This is a genomic window from Alteromonas sp. CNT1-28, from assembly GCF_022348345.1.
GTDB classification, from domain to species: domain Bacteria; phylum Pseudomonadota; class Gammaproteobacteria; order Enterobacterales; family Alteromonadaceae; genus Alteromonas; species Alteromonas macleodii.
The window spans coordinates 1-23721 of the sequence record NZ_JAKREZ010000005.1 but is presented as its reverse complement, the minus strand read 5'-3'; the positions used below and the strand labels follow the sequence as shown (position 1 = coordinate 23721).

The 23721-nt window shown below is 44.0% G+C and carries 22 protein-coding genes and 1 pseudogene; 7 read left to right on the top strand and 16 right to left on the bottom strand.

All coding sequences use genetic code 11. The features are described 5' to 3' along the window. The 3 genes from MHN02_RS04290 (at window position 1) to MHN02_RS04280 (ending at window position 3356) form a co-directional block, all read left to right on the top strand. Window positions 1-771 (top strand): thiazole synthase, encoded by a 771-nt coding sequence (locus tag MHN02_RS04290; RefSeq protein ID WP_239244738.1) that lies wholly within the window; start codon window positions 1-3, stop codon window positions 769-771. After that, window positions 768-1901 carry a 2-iminoacetate synthase ThiH gene (gene thiH / locus MHN02_RS04285; protein WP_239244736.1) on the top strand — a complete coding sequence of 378 codons (1134 nt, stop codon included), beginning with the start codon at window positions 768-770 and terminating at the stop codon, window positions 1899-1901. The genes MHN02_RS04290 and thiH overlap by 4 nt, the downstream gene beginning before the upstream one ends. Before the next feature lie 228 nt (window positions 1902-2129). Beyond that, the gene (locus MHN02_RS04280) at window positions 2130-3356 is read left to right on the top strand and encodes a threonine/serine exporter family protein (RefSeq protein ID WP_014947791.1); all 1227 of its coding nucleotides are present in this window, start codon (window positions 2130-2132) and stop codon (window positions 3354-3356) included. Window positions 3357-3454: 98 nt separating this feature from the next. On the opposite strand, the gene MHN02_RS04275 is transcribed toward MHN02_RS04280, so the two are convergent. From MHN02_RS04275 to MHN02_RS04260, 4 genes are all read right to left on the bottom strand, one after another. After that, window positions 3455-4567, bottom strand: coding sequence for a YcjF family protein (locus MHN02_RS04275; RefSeq protein ID WP_239244733.1), 1113 nt, complete (start codon window positions 4565-4567; stop codon window positions 3455-3457). A 2-nt stretch (window positions 4568-4569) separates the two neighbouring features. Then, a complete protein-coding gene (locus MHN02_RS04270; protein ID WP_014947789.1) occupies window positions 4570-5955 on the bottom strand; it encodes a YcjX family protein in 1386 nt (461 codons plus the stop codon). 213 nt (window positions 5956-6168) lie between these two features. Then, on the bottom strand, window positions 6169-6930 hold the full coding sequence (locus MHN02_RS04265) for an MBL fold metallo-hydrolase (RefSeq protein WP_239244730.1): 762 nt from the start codon (window positions 6928-6930) through the stop codon (window positions 6169-6171). Window positions 6931-7067: 137 nt separating this feature from the next. Further along, window positions 7068-7991 (bottom strand): LysR family transcriptional regulator, encoded by a 924-nt coding sequence (locus MHN02_RS04260; RefSeq protein WP_049587583.1) that lies wholly within the window; start codon window positions 7989-7991, stop codon window positions 7068-7070. Window positions 7992-8204: 213 nt separating this feature from the next. On the opposite strand from MHN02_RS04260, the gene MHN02_RS04255 reads away from it, so the two are divergent. Then, window positions 8205-9425, top strand: coding sequence for an acyl-CoA dehydrogenase family protein (locus MHN02_RS04255; RefSeq protein WP_239244728.1), 1221 nt, complete (start codon window positions 8205-8207; stop codon window positions 9423-9425). A gap of 73 nt (window positions 9426-9498) precedes the next feature. Here MHN02_RS04255 and MHN02_RS04250 read toward each other — a convergent pair whose 3' ends face one another. The 3 genes from MHN02_RS04250 to MHN02_RS04240 form a co-directional block, all read right to left on the bottom strand. After that, window positions 9499-10026: a hypothetical protein gene (locus tag MHN02_RS04250; RefSeq protein ID WP_239244726.1), complete on the bottom strand. Its 528-nt coding sequence runs from the start codon at window positions 10024-10026 to the stop codon at window positions 9499-9501. Between the two features lie 24 nt (window positions 10027-10050). Further along, window positions 10051-10581 carry a hypothetical protein gene (locus MHN02_RS04245; RefSeq protein ID WP_069943498.1) on the bottom strand — a complete coding sequence of 177 codons (531 nt, stop codon included), beginning with the start codon at window positions 10579-10581 and terminating at the stop codon, window positions 10051-10053. Window positions 10582-10748: 167 nt separating this feature from the next. Next, on the bottom strand, window positions 10749-12842 hold the full coding sequence (locus MHN02_RS04240; protein WP_239244724.1) for a TonB-dependent siderophore receptor: 2094 nt from the start codon (window positions 12840-12842) through the stop codon (window positions 10749-10751). A gap of 190 nt (window positions 12843-13032) precedes the next feature. On the opposite strand from MHN02_RS04240, the gene MHN02_RS04235 reads away from it, so the two are divergent. The 3 genes from MHN02_RS04235 (at window position 13033) to MHN02_RS04225 (ending at window position 15950) form a co-directional block, all read left to right on the top strand. Continuing rightward, window positions 13033-13239 carry a hypothetical protein gene (locus MHN02_RS04235; RefSeq protein WP_101563232.1) on the top strand — a complete coding sequence of 69 codons (207 nt, stop codon included), beginning with the start codon at window positions 13033-13035 and terminating at the stop codon, window positions 13237-13239. Between the two features lie 434 nt (window positions 13240-13673). Further along, entirely contained in the window at window positions 13674-15284 is a 1611-nt protein-coding gene (locus tag MHN02_RS04230; protein ID WP_239244722.1) for a hypothetical protein, read from the top strand. A gap of 417 nt (window positions 15285-15701) precedes the next feature. After that, the gene (locus MHN02_RS04225; RefSeq protein WP_239244720.1) at window positions 15702-15950 is read left to right on the top strand and encodes a DUF2960 family protein; all 249 of its coding nucleotides are present in this window, start codon (window positions 15702-15704) and stop codon (window positions 15948-15950) included. A gap of 136 nt (window positions 15951-16086) precedes the next feature. Here MHN02_RS04225 and MHN02_RS04220 read toward each other — a convergent pair whose 3' ends face one another. From MHN02_RS04220 to MHN02_RS04175, 9 genes and pseudogenes are all read right to left on the bottom strand, one after another. Beyond that, window positions 16087-16716: a hypothetical protein gene (locus MHN02_RS04220; protein ID WP_239244718.1), complete on the bottom strand. Its 630-nt coding sequence runs from the start codon at window positions 16714-16716 to the stop codon at window positions 16087-16089. A 139-nt stretch (window positions 16717-16855) separates the two neighbouring features. Beyond that, window positions 16856-18625, bottom strand: a complete 1770-nt coding sequence (locus MHN02_RS04215; RefSeq protein WP_239244716.1) for a BCCT family transporter — start codon at window positions 18623-18625, stop codon at window positions 16856-16858. A 103-nt stretch (window positions 18626-18728) separates the two neighbouring features. After that, a pseudogene (gene nhaC / locus MHN02_RS04210) lies at window positions 18729-19975 on the bottom strand (Na+/H+ antiporter NhaC); the annotation flags it as partial. A 358-nt stretch (window positions 19976-20333) separates the two neighbouring features. Then, complete coding sequence (locus MHN02_RS04200; protein WP_239244712.1) at window positions 20334-20867, bottom strand: hypothetical protein; 534 nt, start codon at window positions 20865-20867, stop codon at window positions 20334-20336. Beyond that, a complete protein-coding gene (locus MHN02_RS04195) occupies window positions 20848-21678 on the bottom strand; it encodes a plasmid recombination protein (RefSeq protein ID WP_239244711.1) in 831 nt (276 codons plus the stop codon). Before MHN02_RS04195 ends, MHN02_RS04200 begins: the two co-directional genes overlap by 20 nt. 155 nt (window positions 21679-21833) lie before the next feature. Further along, window positions 21834-22139 (bottom strand): ATP-binding domain-containing protein, encoded by a 306-nt coding sequence (locus MHN02_RS04190; protein WP_239244709.1) that lies wholly within the window; start codon window positions 22137-22139, stop codon window positions 21834-21836. A 73-nt stretch (window positions 22140-22212) separates the two neighbouring features. Continuing rightward, complete coding sequence (locus tag MHN02_RS04185; RefSeq protein ID WP_239244707.1) at window positions 22213-22869, bottom strand: UvrD-helicase domain-containing protein; 657 nt, start codon at window positions 22867-22869, stop codon at window positions 22213-22215. Further along, a complete protein-coding gene (locus tag MHN02_RS04180) occupies window positions 22854-23321 on the bottom strand; it encodes a TOPRIM nucleotidyl transferase/hydrolase domain-containing protein (RefSeq protein ID WP_336246466.1) in 468 nt (155 codons plus the stop codon). Before MHN02_RS04180 ends, MHN02_RS04185 begins: the two co-directional genes overlap by 16 nt. A gap of 24 nt (window positions 23322-23345) precedes the next feature. Continuing rightward, complete coding sequence (locus MHN02_RS04175; protein ID WP_336246465.1) at window positions 23346-23597, bottom strand: AAA family ATPase; 252 nt, start codon at window positions 23595-23597, stop codon at window positions 23346-23348. Between the last annotated feature and the right edge of the window lie 124 nt (window positions 23598-23721).

Sequence of the window (23721 nt, the reverse complement as noted above, 5' to 3'; positions counted from 1 at the left end):
ATGCTAACACTCGCAAATCACACCTTCCCTTCCCGCCTGTTAACTGGCACTGGCAAATTTAGTAACCCAGACACCATGAAAAGCGCGGTACAGGCAGCCAAGAGCAGCATGGTGACCTTGGCAATGAAGCGTGTCGCCAGCCATAGCTCACAAGATGAAACGCTTTCGGCATTAAAAGCATTGGGCGTTACTCTTTTGCCGAATACGTCGGGAGCGAAGAACGCAAAAGAAGCCATATTCGCCGCCGAACTTGCATACGAAGCATTAGGTAGCCCTTGGGTGAAGCTGGAAATTCACCCAGACCAACGCTACTTGTTGCCCGACCCCATCGAAACCCTGCTTGCCGCAGAGGCACTGGTTAAAAAAGGGTTTCACGTTTTGCCCTACTGCGGAGCAGACCCCGTTTTATGTAAACGCTTAGAAGAGGTAGGCTGCGCTGCCGTTATGCCATTGGGCGCGCCTATTGGCAGTAATCAGGGCTTACAAACCAAACCCTTTTTGCAAATTATTGTTGAGCAAGCGTCGATACCCGTCATTGTAGATGCAGGCATTGGTAAGCCAAGCGAAGCTATGGCGGCCATGGAGCTGGGAGTAGACGCAGTACTGGTGAATACGGCCATCGCCACCGCTAAGGACCCAGTTGCTATGGCAGCAGCTTTCGCAAGCGCCGTAGAAACGGGGCGAAAAGCCTTTGAAGCTGGACTTGGTGCTACCAGCATTTTTGCCCAAGCCTCTAGCCCGCTTACCGCCTTTTTGGAGCCGGCGGTATGAAGGTAGCGCAGGCATTAATGCAGCAAGACTTGTCGCATGTGGCTATGTCGATAAACAGCAAAACAGCGGGCGACGTAGAACGAGCGTTAGGTAAAGATACACTTTATTTAGACGACTTCATGGCGCTGATCTCTCCCGCTGGCGCTAAGTACTTAGAAGCCATGGCCTATCGCGCTAAAGCAATTACTCGCCATCGCTTTGGCAATACCATGCAGCTGTTTGTACCTTTGTATTTATCAAACTTGTGTGCCAACGAATGTACCTACTGCGGCTTTACAATGAGCAACAAAATAAAGCGCAAAACCCTGTCTATAAGCGAAGTGTTGACCGAAATTGAAGCCATCAAAGATTTAGGCTTTTCACAGGTGTTACTGGTTACTGGCGAACATGAAACCAAAGTGGGGATGGAATATTTTGAGCAAACACTAAGCGCCATTCGCGAAAAGGTGAGCTACCTTATGATGGAGGTACAGCCTTTAAAGCGCGAGCAATATGAAACCTTGAAGCACCTGGGCTTAGACGCGGTGTTAGTGTATCAAGAAACCTACTCACCGCAGCATTACGCTAATTACCACACTCGAGGTAAAAAACAGGACTTCTTATGGCGCTTAGAAGCCTCCGATCGCATAGGAAAAGCCGGCATTGATAAAATAGGCATTGGCGCACTACTGGGTTTAGGCGACTGGCGGGTTGATAGCGCCATGACCGCCCTTCACGGCAAGTTAATACAGCAACACTACTGGCAAAGCCGTGTCTCTATTGCTTTTCCGCGCCTTCGTAGCTGTGAAGGTAACAGCACTGGCGGCAACGCCCTCACCAACAGTAAACTCCCTAACGAGCGAGATCTGCTGCAGCTAATATGCGCCCACCGCATTTTTAACCCACAAGCAGAACTCTCGCTGTCTACCCGAGAGTCGGCGGTATTTCGGGATGGCGTAATGCCGCTTGGCATAACGTCTATGAGTGCAGCCTCGCAAACACAGCCTGGCGGTTACAGCGCCCCATCGAAGGCACTAAATCAATTCGATATTGACGATAACCGATCTGTATCAGATGTCGTGAGCGCACTTTCAATGAAAGGACTGGAACCCGTATGGAAAGACTGGATGCCGTTTACAGAACGTGTTTAAGAGCAAGAATACCTGTATTTTTCGTTTGAAAACTCGCGCTAAAGAGCGCACTTTTAATGGATTAATCGATTAGTTTTTGTAAGGGAAAATAAGAGAAAATTTGTTTTGCTTTCGTGCAAAACCCTCCGTACAATCCGCCCAAATTTTAGCCAGACACTTTACCTATGCGTCTGGCTTTTTTGTCTCATTTATCTCATATTAGATTTATCAAAACTAAAGGGCAGTGCGTTGGATACCGTTGAATTTATTCAAATTCGTAGATTTATAGTGAAGCTAGGCAAAATGCTGCACAAGTACGGTACCCCTGCGTTCCGTCTTGAAGCTTACCTAGGTGAAGTCGCTAAGTATTTAGGCGTACACGCTTCATTTATTTCAACGCCAACTTCACTGACTTTTGTTATCTGGAGTGACCGTCACGAAGACGAATATAACCATGCTGCGCGTTTGCTTCCTGGCGAATTAGACATGAACGCGTTGTCGCTTACCGATGAACTGGCCAGCGAACTGCTGTCGGGCAAATTAACCTTAAGTGAAGCTGACAAGCGCTTAAATGAAATAGATGCCATGGGCAGCCCTTATGGTAAATGGGTTACAGGCGTTGCCTTTGCTATGGCCACTGGCGCGTTTGCTATGCTAATGGGTGCAAGCTGGAGTGAAATTGGCTGGTCGGGTGCCTTGGGTATTGTGGCTTATCTTTGGACCTTATGGGCACAGCAGTCTAAACGCGTAAACTTGATGCTAGAGCCTGTCACCGCGTTCGTTGGCGGCATTCTTGCCTGTGCTATTGGTCAATATGTTGACCCTGGCATTAACATTCCGCTGGTTGTGCTTTCATCGGTCATTGTATTTGTACCCGGACTAGCGCTGACAATGGGCCTTGCCGAGCTTTCATCGCGAAACATGGTGTCGGGCACGGCTCGTACTATGGACGCCATCATGCAGCTGTTTAAGCTGTATTTCGGTGCTTTTTTGGGTGTATCAGTGGGCTTTAGTGCGTTTGGTGAAAACGTGTATACCCCTGCAGAATCGCTGCCTTACTGGGCTACTTGGCTAGCGGTATTCTTGCTGTGTATTGCCCTAGTTGCGATATTCAGAACGCGTATTAAACACATTCCATGGGCATTGGCCGCAGCATTTATTGCCTACAGTGCTACCGCATGGAGCTCTGACTACATGAGCCCTGGGCTAGGTGCGTTCGTGGGTGCGTTTGCATTAGGCATTTTTGCTAATGCGTTCACCCGCATTGCTAACCAACCCGCAACCATTGTGGCTATGCACGGGCTTATAGTGCTGGTGCCGGGGTCTAAGACCTATATTGGCTTGAACTCGTTTATGACAGGCCAAGACTTTGTGAAGGCCGACCATTTGGGGCAGGAAGTATTTCTTATCTTTATGTCACTAGTGGCGGGATTAATCTTTGCTAACGTGGTGGTGCCCACTAAAAAGGCGCTATAACGTTGATACAGTAACCTAAGAGTTTCGCGCTAGAGCGCGGCTGGTACCACTAGGCTGCGCAAAATCACTAGCACAGCCTAACAAGCAGGCAAGACGCGCTATTTAAGTAACTTGATCAACGCTCGTCCTAAACGGGCGTTGAGCGCGCCCGCAGCAATCGCTTCAGCCGAATTTTCCATAAACTTCGCCGACAAGCTGCCGCCAATTTGATTGGCAACTTCGTCGGTAGCTAAGTCAAACACGCCTTGCGCCGCAATGTTTTGCGCCAACACTTTAAGCAACTTCCAGTTGCCTGCTGTACTTGGCCTTAGCCCATACACGCGGGCCATTCGACGAATGGTACGAAAGCTAATCCATACCACAGCAAAAGTTTGAATAAGATTATTTGGGCTTATAAACGCAAGGCTTCCGGCGGTCACCGACTCTTTATTCAGCACCTTGTGCGCCTTTTCCTGAACAGGTTTTAGTACCGTGTCTTCGTACAGGCCTAATCGTTCTGGGCCTGTCATGTCGTCTTGAAGCTGCTGCTTATAACGGTCGAAACAATGCGCCGCGTAAGACCCTCGCGAAAAGCGTTTGCCGTGCTGGCTTAGCACGCGATCAATTTTCTGTGGTGATGCTTCTGTTCCCGCTGATGGATTTTGTTTCGCTGAAGGCTCCTTTTGCGCTGAAGGCTCTGCTCCCTTGCTAGCCAGCAAATCTCGGATAACGCTTGCATCTTCCATCGCCGTATTTACTTGCTTGTAGCCTCGCCACTCTTTAAAACTCAAAAAGCTAAAGCAGCTAACAAACCCAACTAATAGCGCGCCCAGTACGCCCGTACCGATGGGGTGTTCAGAAACATTTGCCGCAAGGGTGGTATAAGCTTCAAAAACGAAAAAGCCAATTAATGAAACCACACCAAACCCTAATGTTGCCGCACCTAACGACAGGCCACCTTTTTTAGTATCCACTTCCCATACATCCTCGGTAACTTGTTGCGGGAGTTTGGTTTCAGGCTGCGCTATGTCTAAGGTTTGTGTTTTAACTTTGGTTTTGTACTGTGGTTTTGTTACCGCATCCCTTTCATGGTCATTATTAGGTTTACCATAACCAGTCACCGCATTATGCTGCTCTTCCTCACCGACACCGCCGTAAATTGCATCGCTTCTAAGCGTAGACTGGCTTGTTTCTTCTGGGCTTTCGTCAAATGTATAAGGTTTATCGCTCATTCTTACTCTCCTTTGCCCAGTAAAAACTGAAGCAATCTATCTACGCCCTTACCCGCTAAAATACGCGCCTTAAAATCGCTAGGCACACTCACATCAGGTACTGGAAAATGGCTGCCCTCTTCCATCTCTTTCAGTGTGCTGGGAATAGGTTCGAACGTAGATTCTACATAGCGGCCATCAGTGTCTTTATAACGAATAGCATCGTCGTTACTACCTTCGTCGGTTACTTGCATGCTAGACACTAAAAAATGCTCGAATTGTATGGGTTTACCGTCAAACCGTGCTCTCGCCCCTTCGGTTATCTGGGTAAGTAAATTAAGTAAGTTAGCGCGCTGACTTACAGGCACTAAATCAGACTTAGTGGCCACAAACGCAACTCTGCCTATTTGTTCCTTTTTCAGCACATTGCGTGAAAACCACGTGCTTTGCCCGTACACAAAGGTGTCGGCCAGATGACTAAGAGTTTCCTTTAACTGATACAAATGCTGTCTGCTGTGGTTAAGCCCTTCAAACAAATCGACTAGAATAATTTGCTTGTCGGTTTCTTTGAAAATGGACTGCTTCAGCGGCGTTAACCACCCACTTTGGAATTTAGCAAAGTGCTTGTCGAATATTTTAAACCAAGGATGTGATACATCGCTGGTGATGCTAGACGGAAGCGGCGTAAAGCCAAAGGCCTGCCAATCGAAGTCGCTCGATTCCAATAAAAAACTGCCCGGTTGAAGAAGAGATATGCCGTTGGCCTTCGCGTCTACTAAATAATCGCGATAGGCATTAACCAGCAGCTGAATACGTTGTTCGGTTGGCTCTTGCTCAAAATCAAACTGATTAACAAACGCTTTCCACTGGTTGGCAAAATACTGCTGCGGCCCACTGCTAAGCTGAGCCCACGCAGAGTCTGACCAATGAGCATAGGTTTTACTTAGCATGGGAATGTCGGTCACCCATTCTCCAGGGTAATCGATAAACTCAAACACCACATCGCTATGAGGCAGTACATGACGCTTCAATGAGGCGGTTTCTTTTAAACGCACCACCAGCTTAAAACCGAATGCTTCTTCGGTGGCTTTAGGCCATTGGCCGTTTTCAAGATCAGCAATGTTCTGTATATGCGGGAACGGTTTGTAGCCTTCAATGGGCTCTATGCGCATATCAAGCACTTGGGATGGCGGCAAATAACGTAGCAAAGGCAAACACGCATAGCCCTCTTCACTACGGCTTTTCAGCATAGTGATAAGGCTGGTGAACAGCATAGATTTACCGCTTCGACTTAGCCCGGTAATGGTGAATCTGTGAGTTTCTTTGTTAAACACACTGCTAAGTTTGTCGCCAGTTAGCGACGCCATTGCCCGAGTTTTGTCAAAAAGCGTAGCGATATTTTTTTGCATTGTTTTGTTTGTATTCTGCCTTTGCAGTTCCTATTCCCTTAAACCTAAACCTTTAAAAATAATATCCAGAGAGTGCGGCCGATACATTATTGCCCTCTCGTTATTATAGATATGCCTATAGGATTAATGTGGTTATTAAGGGGGAAAAGCAAGGGCAGTGCCAGCTAAACACGACGCTGCGTAAAATAAATAACGCTAACGACGGCTAATAAACTAATGCTCGCGAGTCTTATTGAATAGCTTTTTCTTTATGCGATTTTTACTGGAGTGCCAGTGATTCTTAGGTTTACGCGGCGCGTTTTCAATAACTTGTTCAAAGTCGATATCTGACTTTTTGGTGGGCGGAACGTGAGCACAAAAGAATGTATCAATATGTGACTGGGCCAGCTTCTTTAAGCTTTCGCGGTATTGGTTTGGGTGACATAACGGATATGGCGGTACTAGTTCACCTTTCACCTGTACCAATACATCGGCAATGTAAGCCTGCTGCGTGGGAATGTGCTTTAGCGTTAAATCGTGGTCGGTATGGCCCGGCGTGTACATAACCTGCCAGTCAGGAAAACCGGGCAGTAACTGATTGTCGGCAAGCGTCATATCTGGCGCTAGTATTGGGTTGTACCAAATAGGCATTCTTGGCTTGCCGATACGATTGGCCACCCACCAAGTTAGCAACAAATCTATACCGTGAGCAGTACGCCCAGCAAACCCAGCATACCAATTGATGGCTTTGGGATGAGATGCCACCTGCGCGCCAGTACGTTCACGTAGTTTAATGGCGCCTCCGGCGTGATCTGGGTGCATGTGTGTAACCACAATCAGCTTTAAGTCACTTAACGGACGACCTAAGGTTTGCGTAATGTATCGACACACGTTGTCTACATCGGCGCGGCTACAGCCATCAAGCAATAGCAACCCCTTGCTGTCTTCAACAAGATAAATATGCTGTATGTAGCCTGCAAGTGTGTGAATATTCATTACTGCTTCCTTTTCACCAAAACACGCGCCAACCGCAGTATCTGACATACCTCATGTACGCTAGCACTAAACCCCGCTAATCGCTGGCAAAGTGTGAGCTGCGTGATAATGCCTATAGCGCTGAATCCTATCAGAACCTATCTGGTAAGACCAGATTCAGCGAACAAGTGTAGCATTAAATTGCGTAACCACATTAGCCCGGGCTCGCCTTCCTGCTGGCTATGCCAGTAAAGGTGTGTTTCCAACGCGGGAAGCTGATACGGTAGTTTGGTGCTAATCAGGTTGTCATCGCTTACCGCATCAGCCACAGAGCCTGGCAAAGTTAACAAAGCGTTAGTGCTAGCCACCACATCTGCCGCGGCGCGATAGTTTTGGCAACGCCATAATGAAGGACGGCTTATACCTAGTTGCTGCAGTGCAATTTCTTCTACCGACGCCCCTTTTGCCCGGTTCGACACCGTTATATGGCGTGCCGCCACATACTTCTTCTTATCTATATTTTGTGCCAACGGGTTTTGCTTATTCATAAGCACCTTGTAGGTGTCGCGGCGCAATAGTGAGTGAGAAATGGGCGCGGCAACAGCGCGACCAATATCAATGACAAGGTGGAGGTTTCGATTTGTTAAGTCTGCCAGCATTGCATCTCGATGTAAGCGAGTGCTTACTATTTCGACATTAGGTGCTTGTTTTTCAAGGGTTGAAAGCAGGACAGGTAAAACGCCTAATTCAAGAGACTCTTGCATGGCAATAACAAAGCGCTGATGGCTGTGTAACGGGTCGAAGTCGGCAAACTCCCCCAATGCTTTTCGAATATCGCTTAAGGCTTTTAGAATAGCGGGCGCTAACCGTTCGCAGGCCGCAGTAGGTAACATGCTTTGTTTTTCTTTAACAAAAAGTGGGTCGCCCAAAATATCCCTAAACCTGCGCATGGCATGGCTAACGGCCGATGGCGTAATGTGAAGCGCTTCAGCTACGCGGGTCATATTCCTATGCTGCCAAAGCGCTTCAAAAACCTTTAGCAGGTTTAGATCCAACTTCTCGAATTGTCTGTTTTCGAACATTGCCAATACCATGAATGAGATTCACACCATTTAAGGATTATATTTCATTTCATTCATTTAACAACTTTCTCTACTATGCGTTTAACGAACAGTTATCGCACGCTTTAGAGACAGTCCCTACATTTTAACTTGCGGCGACCCAAGTGCGAGATGCGAAGCAAATACTCTCTATATCTAATTAGTACAATTTCAACGAATGTAAAAAGGTGCCCTATGGATTTTTCACATAACGACAAAACCAAAGCCTTACTAGAGAAGCTCGATAATTTTATAGCCGAGCATATAGCGCCAATTGAAGATGAAGTTTACGACTTTCACCACAAAGAGAATAATCACGGCGACTGGAAAACCTGGAAGCTGCACCCTGGTACTGAAGCGCTTAAAGCTAAAGCGCGTGAAGCAGGGTTAGCCAACCTGTTTTTGCCCGATGCCGAGCTAGGCCAGGGTCTTACCACGCTTGAATATGCACCTATGGCAGAGCGCATGGGAAAATACCTCTTTGCACCAGAGATTTTTAACTGTAATGCGCCTGATACCGGCAATATGGAAGTGCTGTATCACTTCGGCAACGACGCCCAAAAAGAGAAATGGCTTAAACCATTGCTTGCAGGTGAAATACGCTCAGTGTTTGGTATGACAGAGCCTGATGTTGCTTCGTCTGACGCCACCAATATGGCCGCCACCATTATTGAAGATGGCGATGACGTAGTCATTAACGGTAAAAAGTGGTGGTCGACAGGGTTAGGCCATCCTAATGCTGCTATAACTATATTCATGGGCTTATCTAATCCTGATAACGACAAGCACAGTCGCCACAGTATGGTCGTAGTGCCGCTTGATACACCGGGAATTACCATTAAACGCATGCTAGATGCCTACGGCGATTTTGATGCGCCTTACGGCCACGGGGAGATGCATTTCGATAATGTGCGCGTGAGCAAAGACAACCTAATTATGGGTTTAGGCAAAGGCTTTGCTATTGCACAAGGGCGCTTGGGCCCGGGCCGTATTCACCACTGCATGCGCGCTATCGGCATGGCAGAAAAAGCGCTAGAGCTTGCACTTAAACGCGGTCACGAACGGGTTGCGTTTGGTAAACCAATCATACGCTTAGGTGGCAACTTAGAACGGGTAGCAGATGCTCGCATGGCTATTGAGCAAGCGCGTTTGCTTACGCTTCACGCCGCATGGAAAATTGATAATTTAGGCGTTAAGCATGCTATGACCGAAATCTCAGCCATTAAAGTGGTGGTGCCGAATATGCTACAAAACGTGGTGGATATGGCATTACAAATTCACGGCGGTGCGGGTATGTGTAGCGACTTCCCTCTGGCGCGATTTGCCGCTGGTGCAAGAGCCCTTCGCTTAGCTGATGGCCCTGACGAAGTGCATAAAGGCATGGTGTCACGACTAGAGCTTAAGAAGTATCAGTAGTTATAATTGATACAAAAAATGCGGCTTCATTAAGCCGCATTTTTTATAGGTTAAACAGCTGCACCAAACAGCGCTAGTTGCCTTCTTCCCGCTGCTTTATTTTACGGTGGATAGCATCAAGCTTTTTGAAGCTCTCCCATAACTCTGGGTGTGTTGCGATTAATGCTGCAACATGGTCGTGATTTTCTTCACGCGTATTTTTGGTAAGAAATTTAATGTCGTCATCATGAGGTAATAGACCAAAGTTGATGTACGTATTATCGCTAGTCGACGTGTTGCTGGCTTTTTGTATCATCATGGACCTGTAAGACTTCAAATACCTAGGCTCGCAATGCTTACGCACAATTTGGCTACCGGTGGGCTTACTGCGATGACATATCATGTCAAATTTAGCAACGTTGTTAATTTCGTTGTAGAGCTCCAAAAAAGCAAAGCGTTCTTTCTCAAAAGCTGTTACGAGTTGAGGCGTTGTTTTCTGCCCCACAACATCGATTCGCTCTACTTTCTGCTTATCTAACTGGGCCATTGCGTGGCCATTGGTTAGCGAAAAAAGCGCTAAAGCAGCGCTTAGTGCGAAATATTTTTTAAGAATACGGTTCATTTTAATTCCTGTGATTTTCATGAATTAATCTTCGTAAACTTCTTCTTTACGCTGCTCGATGCGCTGGTGAATAGCGTCTAGTTTAGTAAAGCTATCAAATAGTTCTGGATGGGTGGCAATCAACGCTGCAACATGCTCGAATGCATCTTCTCTCGTGTCGTTAGTAAGAAAGCGAATATGGTCATCGCTGGGTAAGCGGTTAAAATCAATTCCCGGGCCAGTAGACGAGACTTGCATCATCATTGAACGAAAGTCTTTCACATAACGCGGTTCGCAACTTTTACGGGCAATTTGACTTCCAATTGGCTTGTGGTATTTACAGATTACGTCGAACTTTGCGACCTCATTAATGCTGTTATACAACTCTAGGAACTCGAAACGTTGCTTGTCGAATGCGCGTTTCAGTTGAGGAGAAGTTTTCTCACCCACTACGTCAATTGTTTCGTAGCTTTGTTTATCGGTCTGTGCGGCGAGGTGGCCGCCAAGAAAAATACCTAACGTTAGGACTGACAACTTAACGGTACTTGGGAACACTTTGTTTAAGTGTTTATTCATTTGAAACTCCATCTTCTGAACGTTCTAAAACAATAGCAACTGGTCTAATTTTAATCAATTAATAAAAATTTAAATTAAGAGTCTAAGCAAACTGTTTCATTAATGATGAATCACAAACAAAAAATGCGGCCTATGCCGCATTTTTGTCATTCATGTTTTGGTTCATATTAGAACGTATATGATGCACTCAACTGAGCGTTGATTCCCGCACCGTAGTAACCAACCGTATGTAGGCTGTTAATGTACTTCTTGTCGAAGATATTGTTGATGTTCATGCGAACGGTGAAATCTTCTGTAAACGCATGTGAAGCATAAACGTTGCCTAAGAAGTAAGCGCCCTGCTTTACATTGTAGTCTACGTTGCTGATTTCAGACTGCCATCTACCGCCAAAACCTACTTCAATTTCTGGCGCTTGCGGTACGGTGTAACCTAGTTGGAACGTCACTACATCACGTGGTGCCCATAGGTTAGCGTCGTTACCTTGCTCGTCTTCTACATCAATGTTGGTGTAAGACGCGTTAATGCGTAGATCATCAGTTAACTGACCCGCTAGCTCAATCTCAAAACCATCAGACTCTACCGATACGCCTTTGTAGTAGTACTGAAGAGTTTCAGGGTTAGTACCTGCATATGCTGCCAAGTTATCTTGTTCAGCGGTGAAGTAAGCGAAAGTTGTTAGTAGTCTGTCGTCGAACCACTGTGCCTTGAAGCCCGCTTCAAAGTTCTTACCTTTAGTTGGGTCAAGGTATTGGCCGTTTACGTCATACTGCTCTTGTGGCTGGTACACGTCAGAGTAGCTCACATAAGCATTAACATCTTCTGTTACCGCGTAAGTCGCACCAACATAAGGGCTGGCTTCGCTTTCTGAGTTATCGATAACCGCGCCTGCGTTTTGGCCAGTACGCTCGAAGTCGATCGCGTTAAAACCAGCAATGATGTGCATTGCATCAGTTACGCTGAATCGAGCAGAGCCGAAGTAACGCGTTAGTGTTTGCTCAATATTTGAGTACTCAGACACACCTAACCACTCAGGCTCAGCAATCGCATCCAAGCCGTACGGGAATGCTGGTGTTGGGCCGTATGCAGGAGTAGTAGCGTAGTCAAACGCATGAACAAAAGACACGTCGTCGCTAGTAGCGTGACTTACACCAAAATTAACTTCATGGCTGCGACCAAACAGCTCGAAATCACCGAATACACGGCCTTCTAACAGGTGAGAGTCAATTTCAGAATCGTAACGACCTGGCCAGCCAACTAAGCCTAGGCCAGTCTCTTTATCAATGGCACCGTAAGCATAAAACAGCTTACTTTCATCTTCGTAACCACGGAAGTTATAGCTAAGTAGCAATTGCCAATCGTTGTCGAACTCATAGTCTAGTTCAACAAAGGCGTTAGTGGTTTCAGTATCCCACTTGGTCCATTCTTGCGTAGTGGTGTCATTAATATCCCACTCAGCTTGCGTACCGTCGGTATAGTTGAATACTAGCCCGCCCCACGTGTTGCCGTCGGTATTGGCGTCTTGGTATGACAAACCGAAAGTTATCGTAGCGTTATCAGTTAGCTGACCGTCAATAACACCGTATACAAAGCCGCGATCGTTTTCTAAACCATCTAGGTGAGACTCTTTATCTTCAAAGCTACCTACTACACGCGCCGCCCAGCTGCCGTCTTCTGTAAGCAGCATAGAGTAGTCGCCTTGAACGCGCTTGAAGTTGTAAGAGCCAAAGCTTGCACCCACTTCGCCGCCTTCTTCGTTAGTAGGACGCTTGCGCACATAGTTGATGGTGCCTGACGCGTTACCTACACCAGTAAGCAGGCCGTTCGCACCACGAATAACTTCAATTTCTTCGTAGCCGTAAGCTTCAACCGAACCGGTAACAATACCCCAGTCGTTAGGCAGGCCTACACCATCAATTTGGGTGTTTTTAATTTCAAAACCACGTGCGGTGTAGTTAGTACGGTTAGTTTCCCACTCTTCTACGTTAATACCTGGTGCTAGCTTTAGTGCGTCATTAATGTTGAACGCACCAAACAACTGCATAAGGTCTTCAGAAAGAATACTGATAGACTGAGGCGTTTCACTGATTTCCATGGTTAAGCCAGTTGCACCGCGGCTAACACGGTTTTGGCGAACACCTACAATACGAATTTTTTCTACGTCTGCTTCTTTAACTTCTACTGTATCGCTTTGAGTTGTTTGCGCATTTACCGACAAAGCAAACGCGATAGGCGTTAGTGCAAATAAACTGCTTAGTTTCATGGTTTTCTCTGTTATTTGGTTATGAAGGGTTAAGAACTTTACGGCGGGGGAGTATAAGATAAATTAAAGCTAATTTAAATGATAATTATTGCTATTTAAGTTTATAAAAAGAGATTTTACAAAATGGTAAAGGTCGTCTTTCCAATACGCTTGAGCGGATAAAGGCAAGTGGGCAGAGTTTGTAAAACTTATGGGGGGAGTATTCTGTAAGCGCAATGAACAGGCAATTCGCCCTCTTTACAAAGAAAAGCTTGATACAAAAACAGGTGAACTTAAACAAAGTTACTTTGATGGAGTGGTTTCAATTTCGCTTCGAGGAATAAAGCTAGGTGAAAAAGAACTTATTACTAGAGTTCACGAATGGCGATTAGAAAAACGTGGCACTAGAGCCGCATAGCGGCTCAGATGCTTTTACTTGGAGTTCTGTAAATAAGTGTACTAGGAAACAGGATCAAATATTACATGAAGAATAAATCAATGAAGCACTAGAATGAAAAAGAGCAACCGTAGTTGCTCTTTCAAATGAGGCGGGGTGAGTAGCAAAGCGGGAACTAGCCCAGACCTTTACCATCTATCCCCTTGTTTTCTTTCAATTACCCGCATGTTTGAGCGTGTAACAATATATGGTAGTCTTTTTATTATAACCACTATTACTAATAGAGCAAGCGCTTGAGAATAGATCATAGGCTCCCTCCTTTTACTTATACCGCGCATCAGAAATTCTTTCTTGGGTGTTGGTATAACATGTCACATCAATTTTCTATTGACTCGTATAGGCTTAGAACGATGAATCCTGTCAACTCTGCAAGAGAATTGGCTAAGGTTTGGTCTATGAGTCATGCTAATAGTTTAGACAAATATCTTGTATTTAACGAAGCTATTGACGTAATCGAGAGCTCATTACACTTGATGGACAGCGAAGCCGCTCGATTAATCAGCCACTTAAAAAGTTTCAAAAAAGATATAAAGAAAAACAATGTAACAAGTGGTAATTGTGAGCTGATAGTGCCTATTGCTACTGCACTATACGAGTTATTGGATGACAAATATATCAACTTTTGCAAGATATATTTAGAAAAAGAACTGATAGAAAATGATACTACTGACTTAAGTCTGCTCAAGATAACGGTCTCAAGCCTACTTAGCGCTTTGATTGATAAAGGATCAAGCATTGAGTCACTATTTCATCTATATAAAGGTGTTTTGGCAAAGGACCGTAACGATAATAGTTACCCATTTAATAAAAGGTTAGGACTCCTATTTCGGATAATTAAATCCGAATCTAAAGAATTCAAAATTGCATTCTCCCTCACAGGAATTACCTCAAAGACTTCAAGCATTTTTCCAGAAAAAATTGGTCAAATAAGCTTCCATAAAAATCTGGATAGCTTCATAGCGAGAGGTAAAATTAAAAATAAGTCTTTTTCAACGGAGCACAACTCAAAAAAATATGCTGTAACGACTGTAGATGAAAACGACGCTAGACACGCAGGTACACTTGCCTACGAAAGAGTTTGTAAAACCTTAGACCTAATTAGATTTGAGTTTAACAATGAACCAATAAAAGTTTCCGAAGAGTTTGTTTGTTTAAACGAGGATGCAACTCTAAAGGGCAGAATTTTTGATATTCCAAAGGTCGTACCTAACCCCGTTGACGTAGCCACTATTGAAGTTGAATTGACTAAATTAGTAGGACAAGTAGAAACACTAGTCAATTCAGCACAAATATCGGATGCAAATAGAGATAGGATTATTTCCTCCTTCAGATTTTTTCGCTATGGCAGTGATACAAATATTTTCGAGAATAAGTTAGTTAATTGGTGGACAGCTATCGAGTATTTGACCAGCACAGATAAAAATTCTGGAAATATTGGAGAAAGAGTCGTTAAATCAATAACACCTATTTTGTGCTTGCACTATACACACAAACTTTTGCTTGCTACTCAGAAAATTCTGGGAGAATTGGAATATAAAACTAATGGGGAAGACATCACTACACTCGACATAGTAACCTTCAGAGGTATTTTAGATTCCGAGAAAAATGAGATTCTAGAACACACTAAAAATTATGAGTACATTAACTACCATATCAATTCACTTATATCGACGATAAGCTCCCCCAAAAGCCTCTATCTATTAATACAATCGCACAAAGAAAGGTTAGAGCTACAGTTACAACGAATCTATAGAGCGAGATGTGACATCGTTCATAGTGCTGAACTCCTCGTATCCCCTGCTCTACTTTGCGCCAACCTTGAATTTTACCTCAAGCAAACTCTACGCAGTGTGTTGGAAATATTTATTACACAGAGACATTTAAGTTCTACGAAAGACTTCTTTAGGAATGCATCTTTCAGACTAGATTTACTACTTACAGACCTAAATAATAACAGCTCTGCTGAATTGGACCATCAGCTCGGTTCGAAGCTTATTGGCTTTTAGCGAGGAATTATAAAATTTAATCTGCTACACATTTGCTACATATTTTAAAAAATAGATTTTCAAGAAAACAAAATCAGGCTACAGCCCCTTAAAAATGGCACACCCGGCGCGATTCGAACGCGCGACCTTTGCCTCCGGAGTGAAAAGCCACTATTCAGCTTTTCATGGGTTAACTCTCAATCGCCCTATCAAGGCTTTCATCATTGTCGAAATAAAGCTGGCTCAGCCGGCTTTTCTTTATTTGGTATGTCGCACTGGCAAGGCTAGCGCTTCTTTAAAGCTACTAAATTCTTCATCGGACACCTCGCGCTATGGTTTTGCCACCCGCTTTTTTAATACGGGTAATTATTAGCGCTAATTGAGTTTATAATAGCGGTTAAACAGTTTTTGAATTACATCGACCAACTTGAGTAGAACATGGCCCATAAAGTACGTTATAAGTTTAAAGGTGTTGCAAAAGAGATAAATTTTTCTTACAGCCGCCATCAAAATATGCATGAAGCCGTGGCCGAAGCTGAGGGAATAAACCTTTCCCAGTTCCTGCAAACTGAACAGCAACTTGCCGCTATTAGTAAAGATAAAAAAACCGTAAGAAACTTCAGAGATACCGAATTTGCAAAAATGGGGTTTTCTGATTTGTATTTTTTAAAAAACGGGCAAGAATGATGGTTGCGCCCTTTCAACACATACTAGGCCTTTGAACTACTTTGCTTTTGGGGATTAACGGCCAAACCTTAAAAAATGGAGGGCTTTATAGTGCTCGAACCTCTGACTCCGAAGTGCAAAGCCACCAATCAGCGCTTTATGGGTTACCCTCAACTAGCCCATGAAAAGCCTCAATCGCCCTATCAAAGCTTTCGTCATTATCGAAATAAAGCTGACTTAGTCGGCTTTTCTTGATTTTGTAGGTAGCGCTGGCAAAGGCTAGCGCTTCTCTAAAGCTGCTAAACTCTTCGTCGAACACTTTAAACACCTCGCGTTGAGGTTTTACGACCCGCGTAATACTCCCATTCACTTCATAATCGAACCCTGCAAATTGAAGACGGGAAAGGGTTTCTTTGCCTAATCGCAAGCCGCCTTTTAGGCTTATTTGAAATGCCGCGTCCATTTCTTCAATTTCTTCCATACTCCAGTGGTTAAACACCCGAATGGCCTTTTTGTACTTTTCCGCCAACCGCTTTTTTAACACGGTTATTCTGGGTTCTAGCGTGGCGTTGTTTTCATTTTTTAAAAGATCAGTGCATTCGTTGCATGCAGGCACGGAAATAAAGTCGGCCTGTAGATGTCCGTCTTGCCAGTCGTGAATGAATTTTATGGGTGGAATAAAGTCTTGCCGCGCAGCTTCGCAGCCGCAGTAAATGCAGCGATTAAAATCAGCCGAATGTACCGCGTTTAGTGGCTGATAGAATTTCTGATAATTCTTAACTGACATTCTGCTACATACGTAAAGTTGAAAGGGTGCAAACGATTATTACGGTACCACAGTCGCTTTTGTAGGGTACGCTAATTGTGCTCAATTAATACAAACGCCGCCCGTGAGCGGCGTTTGTTTCATTCAGTTACGATAAAAGCTACAACCGCGACGGTCTGCTGTGCGGGTCGCCCTCAACGTGGCCTTTTGGCGGTCTTTGTTTAGGCTTTGCGGCAATAGGCGTTTCGCCATCACTCTCTTCGCCTTCTTCATCAATATCCCATGTACCTTCTTCGCTCCACGGGTCGTCGTCGGGGAATTCCCCTATATTGATTTCTTTTACCGAGTAATCGGGCTGGTAACGCATGTCGTAATTGGCCGCCCGCACTATGGCAATACATAACATTAAGGCCACAGCTAATAGCGGAACGCCCCCTATTATCGACGCCGTTTGAAGCGTTTCTAATCCACCTACAAACATAAGCACTATAGGCATAAACGATAGTGCGAATGCCCAGAACAATCGGTTCCAGCGCAATGGCTCTTCGTCTACTTCTTTTTGCACTACAGCTGCCAGAATGTAAGAAATGGAGTCGAACGTAGTTGCGGTAAATATTAGCGCTAACAAGGTGAATACGAAAATGACTATGTAGTCCAATGGCAGCGTGTGTAGCATGGCGAAAATCGCGGCCGTAGGGCTTTCTTGGTTAAGAATACTCACCACGTCTAGTTCACCCGAAAGCTGCAAATACAAGCCATAATTTCCCATTACCATGAAGAATAAAAAGCAGCCCATGGTGCCGAAGAACATGGAGCCCGCCACCATAGTGCGAATGGTGCGCCCCCTTGAAATGCGCGCGATAAAAAGCCCTACGCTTGGTGCAAATACCAGCCACCATGCCCAATAGAATATAGTCCAGTCTTGAGGGAAATGCGTGTCTTGAAAGCCATTAAATTCGGCAAAAGGCTCTAGCCAGGTAGCCATTTTAATGATGTTGCTAAGTACTCGGCCCAAAGCATCTAGGCCGGTATTGGCCATAAACAACGTAGGTCCCACAACAAATATAAATAGTAGCAACCCTATGGCCAGCCAAAAGTTAATGTCTGACAGCAGCTTAATGCCCTTCTTTAAACCTACATACGCGCTGTAACCAAAGATAGCTGTACAGGTTACTAGCACCAGAACTTGGGTAGTAAGTGATTTAGGCACGCCGAATAGTTCGTGCACCCCTTCGTTGATCATAGGCGCAGCCAAACCTAACGTGGTCGCCCCGCCGCCTAACATTCCGAAGATAAAGCTGATGTCGATAATTTTACCCAGCCAGCCGTGAGCCATTTTCTCGCCAATAACCGGCATGAGTGCTTCTGATATTTTAAGTACGCTGTGATTGCGCACATAGTAGAAGTACGCAATAGGTACGGCGGGAATGAGGTAAATTGCCCAGGCAAGCGGCCCCCAGTGAAAGATACCGTAGGCTGCAGCCCATTTTGCGGCTTCGGGGGTTTCACCTTCTATGTGAAACGGTGGCGCTTGGTAGTAGTACACCCATTCAATCATGGACCAATACAAAATAGACGCGCCTATGCCTGCACAAAACAGCATGGCAGCCCATGATACTGGCGAGAACTCGGGTTTCTCTTCCGGGTCGCCTAGTTTTATTTGCCCGATGTCGCTGAACATGATGTAAACCATGAACCCACCAGCGCCAACGCCAAGCAAGAGGTATAAAACACCTAGTTTACTGGTTACGAAGTCTTTTGCGGCTGCCACCCACTGTGCACCTTGGTCCGGCCAAATAATTAGGGGAATGGTGACAGAGAGAAGAAGAATAAGAGAGCCAAAAAAAGTGGGCTTGTCGATTACGCTAAACGCGCCTTCCTGTTTAATAATGGCCTTGGAGGAGGCCGCATCTCGGGTATTACTACTCATACACGATCCTTTGTTTTGTTTTTATAGATGCCTTATACGTTTGGCTTTAAACGGGCGATCTTAAAAAACAGTTTATCAGAATTGTGTTAGCTATTGGGTTACTTCAAATCGATGTGCGTTTATTCATTCGTGCTTTGGTTGTTAGCATGCCCATGCCCAATGCGGCCATGGTTACCGCAACAACGCCGTTTAGATAGTTGAAGAACGCATAGGGCACGTAATCGAGCACGTCAACGCCCAGTGTGGCAGAGTAAAACGCACCAGCCGTTGTCCACGGAATAAGGCCTGTGGTCATAGTGGCACCTTCTTCTACCGACCGAGATAGCACAGCGGAGTCAAGGTTCTGCTGTTCATATTTCGGTTTAAACAGCTGGCAATTCAAAATGATAGAGATATAGGCCTCGCCCATGGCCGCATTGCCTAGAAAACCAGACGCAATGGTCACGGCAATTAGGGTTGCTGTGCGTTTTACCCGTTCAATAATGCCTGTCAGTAACGCAGCTAGAAAGCCTGCACCGTGCAGTATGCCGCCCAATGCGATTGCCATTAAGGCGAGGAGCAACGTCCAGCTCATACTGCTAATACCGCCTCGTCCTAGTAAGGCATCTAAATTTGCGATACCCGTATTTTGAGGGGTGTTTTCCCACAACGCGTTGAGCACGCTAATGGTATTGGTGTCTTGATAGAAAATAGCGATGATAACGGCAAGAAGAATACTGCACGACATGGTTACTTCAGCCGGCACTTTCTTGATGCTCATTACCGTAAGCAGCACCAGCGGTAACAGTGTTATATAGGGTGCAAGGTTATAGTGACTGGCGAGTGCTGCTTTTATTTTGATTATTTCGTCAACATTTAAGTTTTGGTCTGCATAGCCAAAGCCAATTACCAAGAAAATTACAAAAGTTAGAAGAAGGCTAGGCAGTGTAGTTAGCAGCATGGCGTACATATGTCAATACAGGTTGGTACCCGCGCTCATGGATGCGAGGTTGGTGGTATCAGACACTGGGGACATTTTATCGCCAAACGTCGCACCACATATCACCATGCCCGCCACAATGGGGAGTGGTATGTTCATGGCAGCACCAATACCCATCAGCACTACACCCATAGTGCCCACCGTACCCCACGATGTGCCTGTAGCCACCGACATTACCGCACACAAAATTAATCCCACCGCCAGGAAGATACTGGGGTTAGCCAACTTAAACCGTAATAAATTAGCGCTGAGATAGTGCCGCTTTGCATAAAGCTGGCGATAACCATACCAATGAGAATAAAAATATAGATTGCAGGCATGGCCCGGGTTAGTGCGCTGGTCATTAAATGGGAATAAGCTAGGAAAGCGTTCAGATACGTTAAAAGCTATTGAGGACACTCTTAGATCTAAAGGTGTAGTCAGAAAAAAATCCATTTTAATGGCAGACGGTAAGACTAAGCGTGGGTTTTCTGGAGTTACTCCTAGCAAACTAAATAGTTCAAATAACGTGACACAACTAAGCTGCCTAATTTAAGGCACTTTTATATGTAATTTCTCTTTGAAAAATTGAGAGAAAATTAAAATTTGGGCATTAAGGCAAAGAATAATAATAAGATTAATCCAATATAAATAAGAATATTGGGATTTTGCCAAAATGCCCAACAACCCGATTCATATAGGAAATTACTGGCGTTAGCCAGTGGGCTTTTAAACTAAAATTTCTGCAAATCAAAAATTTATGTCTAAGTAATACTCAATTAGTTTGTCTACTTCTTGCTTTTCATCTTGAACATCCACTTCTGTATAACGTGGCTGAACTTTGGCAGGTGGTGAAAAGACTTGAACCACAGCCATAATGAAATCGGACAACTTCTGTTCTGCTAACGTTGGGTTGCTAGACTCTTGCACTCTGACCAGTATGATCTTTAGTAATTTCACTACTAGCGAATGGTATTCCGCAAGGATAGGGTTCGGTTTGAGTTTTGATAAACGCTCTATTGTTTTTGGGAAAGTACCAACTGAAAGATCTATGTAAATACAATCAAACTCAGCCTGTAGCTGACGGACAAAACCATCCAAATCTTTCACCCTTTCACATATATCAGATTCACACTGAACACCTATTAAATGAGCATTAATGAGCTGCGCTACCAGCTTATGCGCTCTATATTCTGCCGACCTCTTGTTTGATGGCTCATGCCACGTATAGGCATCAAGATACGAAGTAACTGCACTATCAATTTCATTTTGGAATAAATTCATTTCGATTCACCTTCACTTTATTATTGTTTTTAATTGTTTTGTAAATCACGTCAGACAATAAGCTCTTTGCTTTCTTTAGCCCGATACTTAGTTTGTATATTTGCTCGTTCTTATCTAAAAATATCTTTTTTAGAAGTTGCGCCACCCTCACTTGTGCATGCCATTCCTTTCGACTCAATCTGCGGCGACGAGGCCCATAACGGAGCTGACCATTTTTTAGCCCGACCGATTCATAGTACTCATCTTGAAAACACCTCATCGCTTCTTTATAAGCAAAGTCTTTCTTGCTCTTGCTAGACTCTTTAACTAGTCTTTGGGCCGCAAGCCCCGGATGAATCGAACTAATATCTAACTGATTACTAATGTCGGATTTAGGAGCCAGCACGAAATGGATATGCACCCATCGTTCATCAAGATGAGCAACTGCCGAAACAAACGATGACCCAAATCGCTTTTCAAGAAATTCGAGGGTGTCGTTTACCCAATGTTGCACTTCTGCTGAATTCCAGTTCTCAGGCGTGGATTCAACTTTTGTAGACGCAACTCCAAAGCTAACAAACTGAGCATCCGAACGAATCTTTCTTCCCATTGCATCTCGACATCGCTTTACAGTTGAACGATCTTCGTTCAACGCGATTATAGGTTCAACTCCGTAAATTAACTGGGCAGCTAGAGGATTCTGTATATGAGGGTAAGACTGCTCCACTCTTTGACACTCCCTTGCTACAGCTTCAGCTGCGGGGCGTCCCGAGCCTTTACGCGGCTTATCAGCGTATGTCTCTAAATGGATAAATTGGTAGGAGTTATTCACTAGTCACCATGGATTTTTATTATGTTTATTAATTCATGATTAAGAATTCAGGCTACGCTGATTTTCCTGCAAGGCCGACGCTTATGAATATAAGCCTAGTTGGTCACTAGGAATTCTGTACATACATACATACAGATAAACATGCAAGTAAAACATTATTTTTTATAGATCGAAAGTTTCTTCTGTTCTACTAGATATAAATTACCTCTTGCTCTTGTGCATGCGACATAAAGTTTGTTCTTTGTTGTAGCTGGCAGACTATGCAATTCATTATCCAGTAATGCTTTATAACTTTTAGGATTCAAGACAACACAAACATCTGTGAAATCATCAAGGCCCTTTGTATTACCCCAATTATCAGTAAATCCACTATATTTATTACTGCTTTGATAAAATAACTTCACGATTTTGTTGTCTTGATAAATTTTATCAATCTCTTGACTACATTGAACATCTGTCACCGTAACATTGTCTTCGCGGTGAGATCTAATGCCGATTCCTAAATTATTTTCAACGAAAGAACATACACTAGGGCTACACCCTGTAACTATTGGATAAACTATCTAGATCTACAACATAACCAGCTTTTTCTAATTCTTGGCAATATTTCGCAAAGTTATCGTGTAATGACTTTCGAATATTACCGTCTCTACTTGTATCAAAAGTGTGCTGAAAAAAGTCTCCTACTAATTGGATATTCGCATTAGCTTTCGCCATTTCACATAATAAATTGAAATCATTCGCAGCAAAGTCTTGAACCTCATCGACAAAAACTGTGTCAAAGAATCTTTCTATTCGCTCATTTAGGTCAGAAGTTAACTTAAATTGAATTAGATACTTCGCTATTCGCCCAGCGTACAAGCGCCTATTCCTATCAATATAATGTTCTGGTTTACTTTTTTGCGATCTTTGGATAAATGCTGGCAGAGGAACTTCAAAGTTTATCCCTTTAATTAGAAATTCATGATTGGTGAGAGGCCTGACACAAAAAGAATACAAAAAGGTAAAATATCTATAAATTCTTACGCCTTTAGGAATTTCGCCAAGTTTGATAAGAATTTTATTCTTTAACTGCTCAGCATTATTCTCGGTATACGTAATTATAAGTGCACGGCTATCTTCTTCAATTTGGTCAATGATACTAGAAGATTTACCGGAACCTGCGACAGCCAATACTATGCGTTTATCCACTCGATTGCCTCTTGAATGTAGGCTGGAACTATCAAATCATCAGCGTGGTTATCAAGCAATCTCAGTGCACTTTCAGCTTTATTATCAATCATGTATTCCTGTGGTGCTTTTTGTATTCCACCTACCGAAAACAATTGGTTACAGATATCTTCGTTTTCTGCAAAAATACACACTTCAAATGTATACCTAGCATTATCTCTATCCGCAAAAACACTGATGCAATCAGAGATATGCTCAGCATAGAGTCCTACACAATTTGCTTGGTAGTCCTTATCGTTATCTCTCACAACAGCAGTTCTAATTTCAAGTGTCCTTGCAAGCTCCATATATCTTTTAAAGCTTGTACCGCCTACGGAGATAATATGTACTCCATCCTCTTCAAGCGTTCTAGCTGTCGCTTTAGCGTAAAGAGCACCCATCAAAATATACTCTGCGTCTCCTTCAACTAAAATAACCTTGTTTGAAAGTACAAACTCCTAAATGTTGGAATCTGGTGCTTTCATAAAAAACTTTGCAGTAGAAGCGGTGAGAGCAGATAAGGTCAAAGGAACATTAGATGTACTGTTTAGTAGAATTGAATTTCGTAGATCTAGACGAGAGCTTATTAAACTACTGTGAGTTGCCACAACGATTTGATTGTTATGAGTATCTGCGATTTTTGATATAAGCCTATTCATATTAGTGTGGCTAAGATGGTTTTCTGGCTCTTCTAATAAAATTAAGTCAATGTTTTGTCCATTAGCATTCCTTGTTAGTAAGCGTCCGCTAATCCCACCTAACGCTTAGTAAACTGCCATGGTAGTAGTTGATCGATATTGGTTTCGGGCTTGCTGAGCTGCTCTAGGCAGTCCA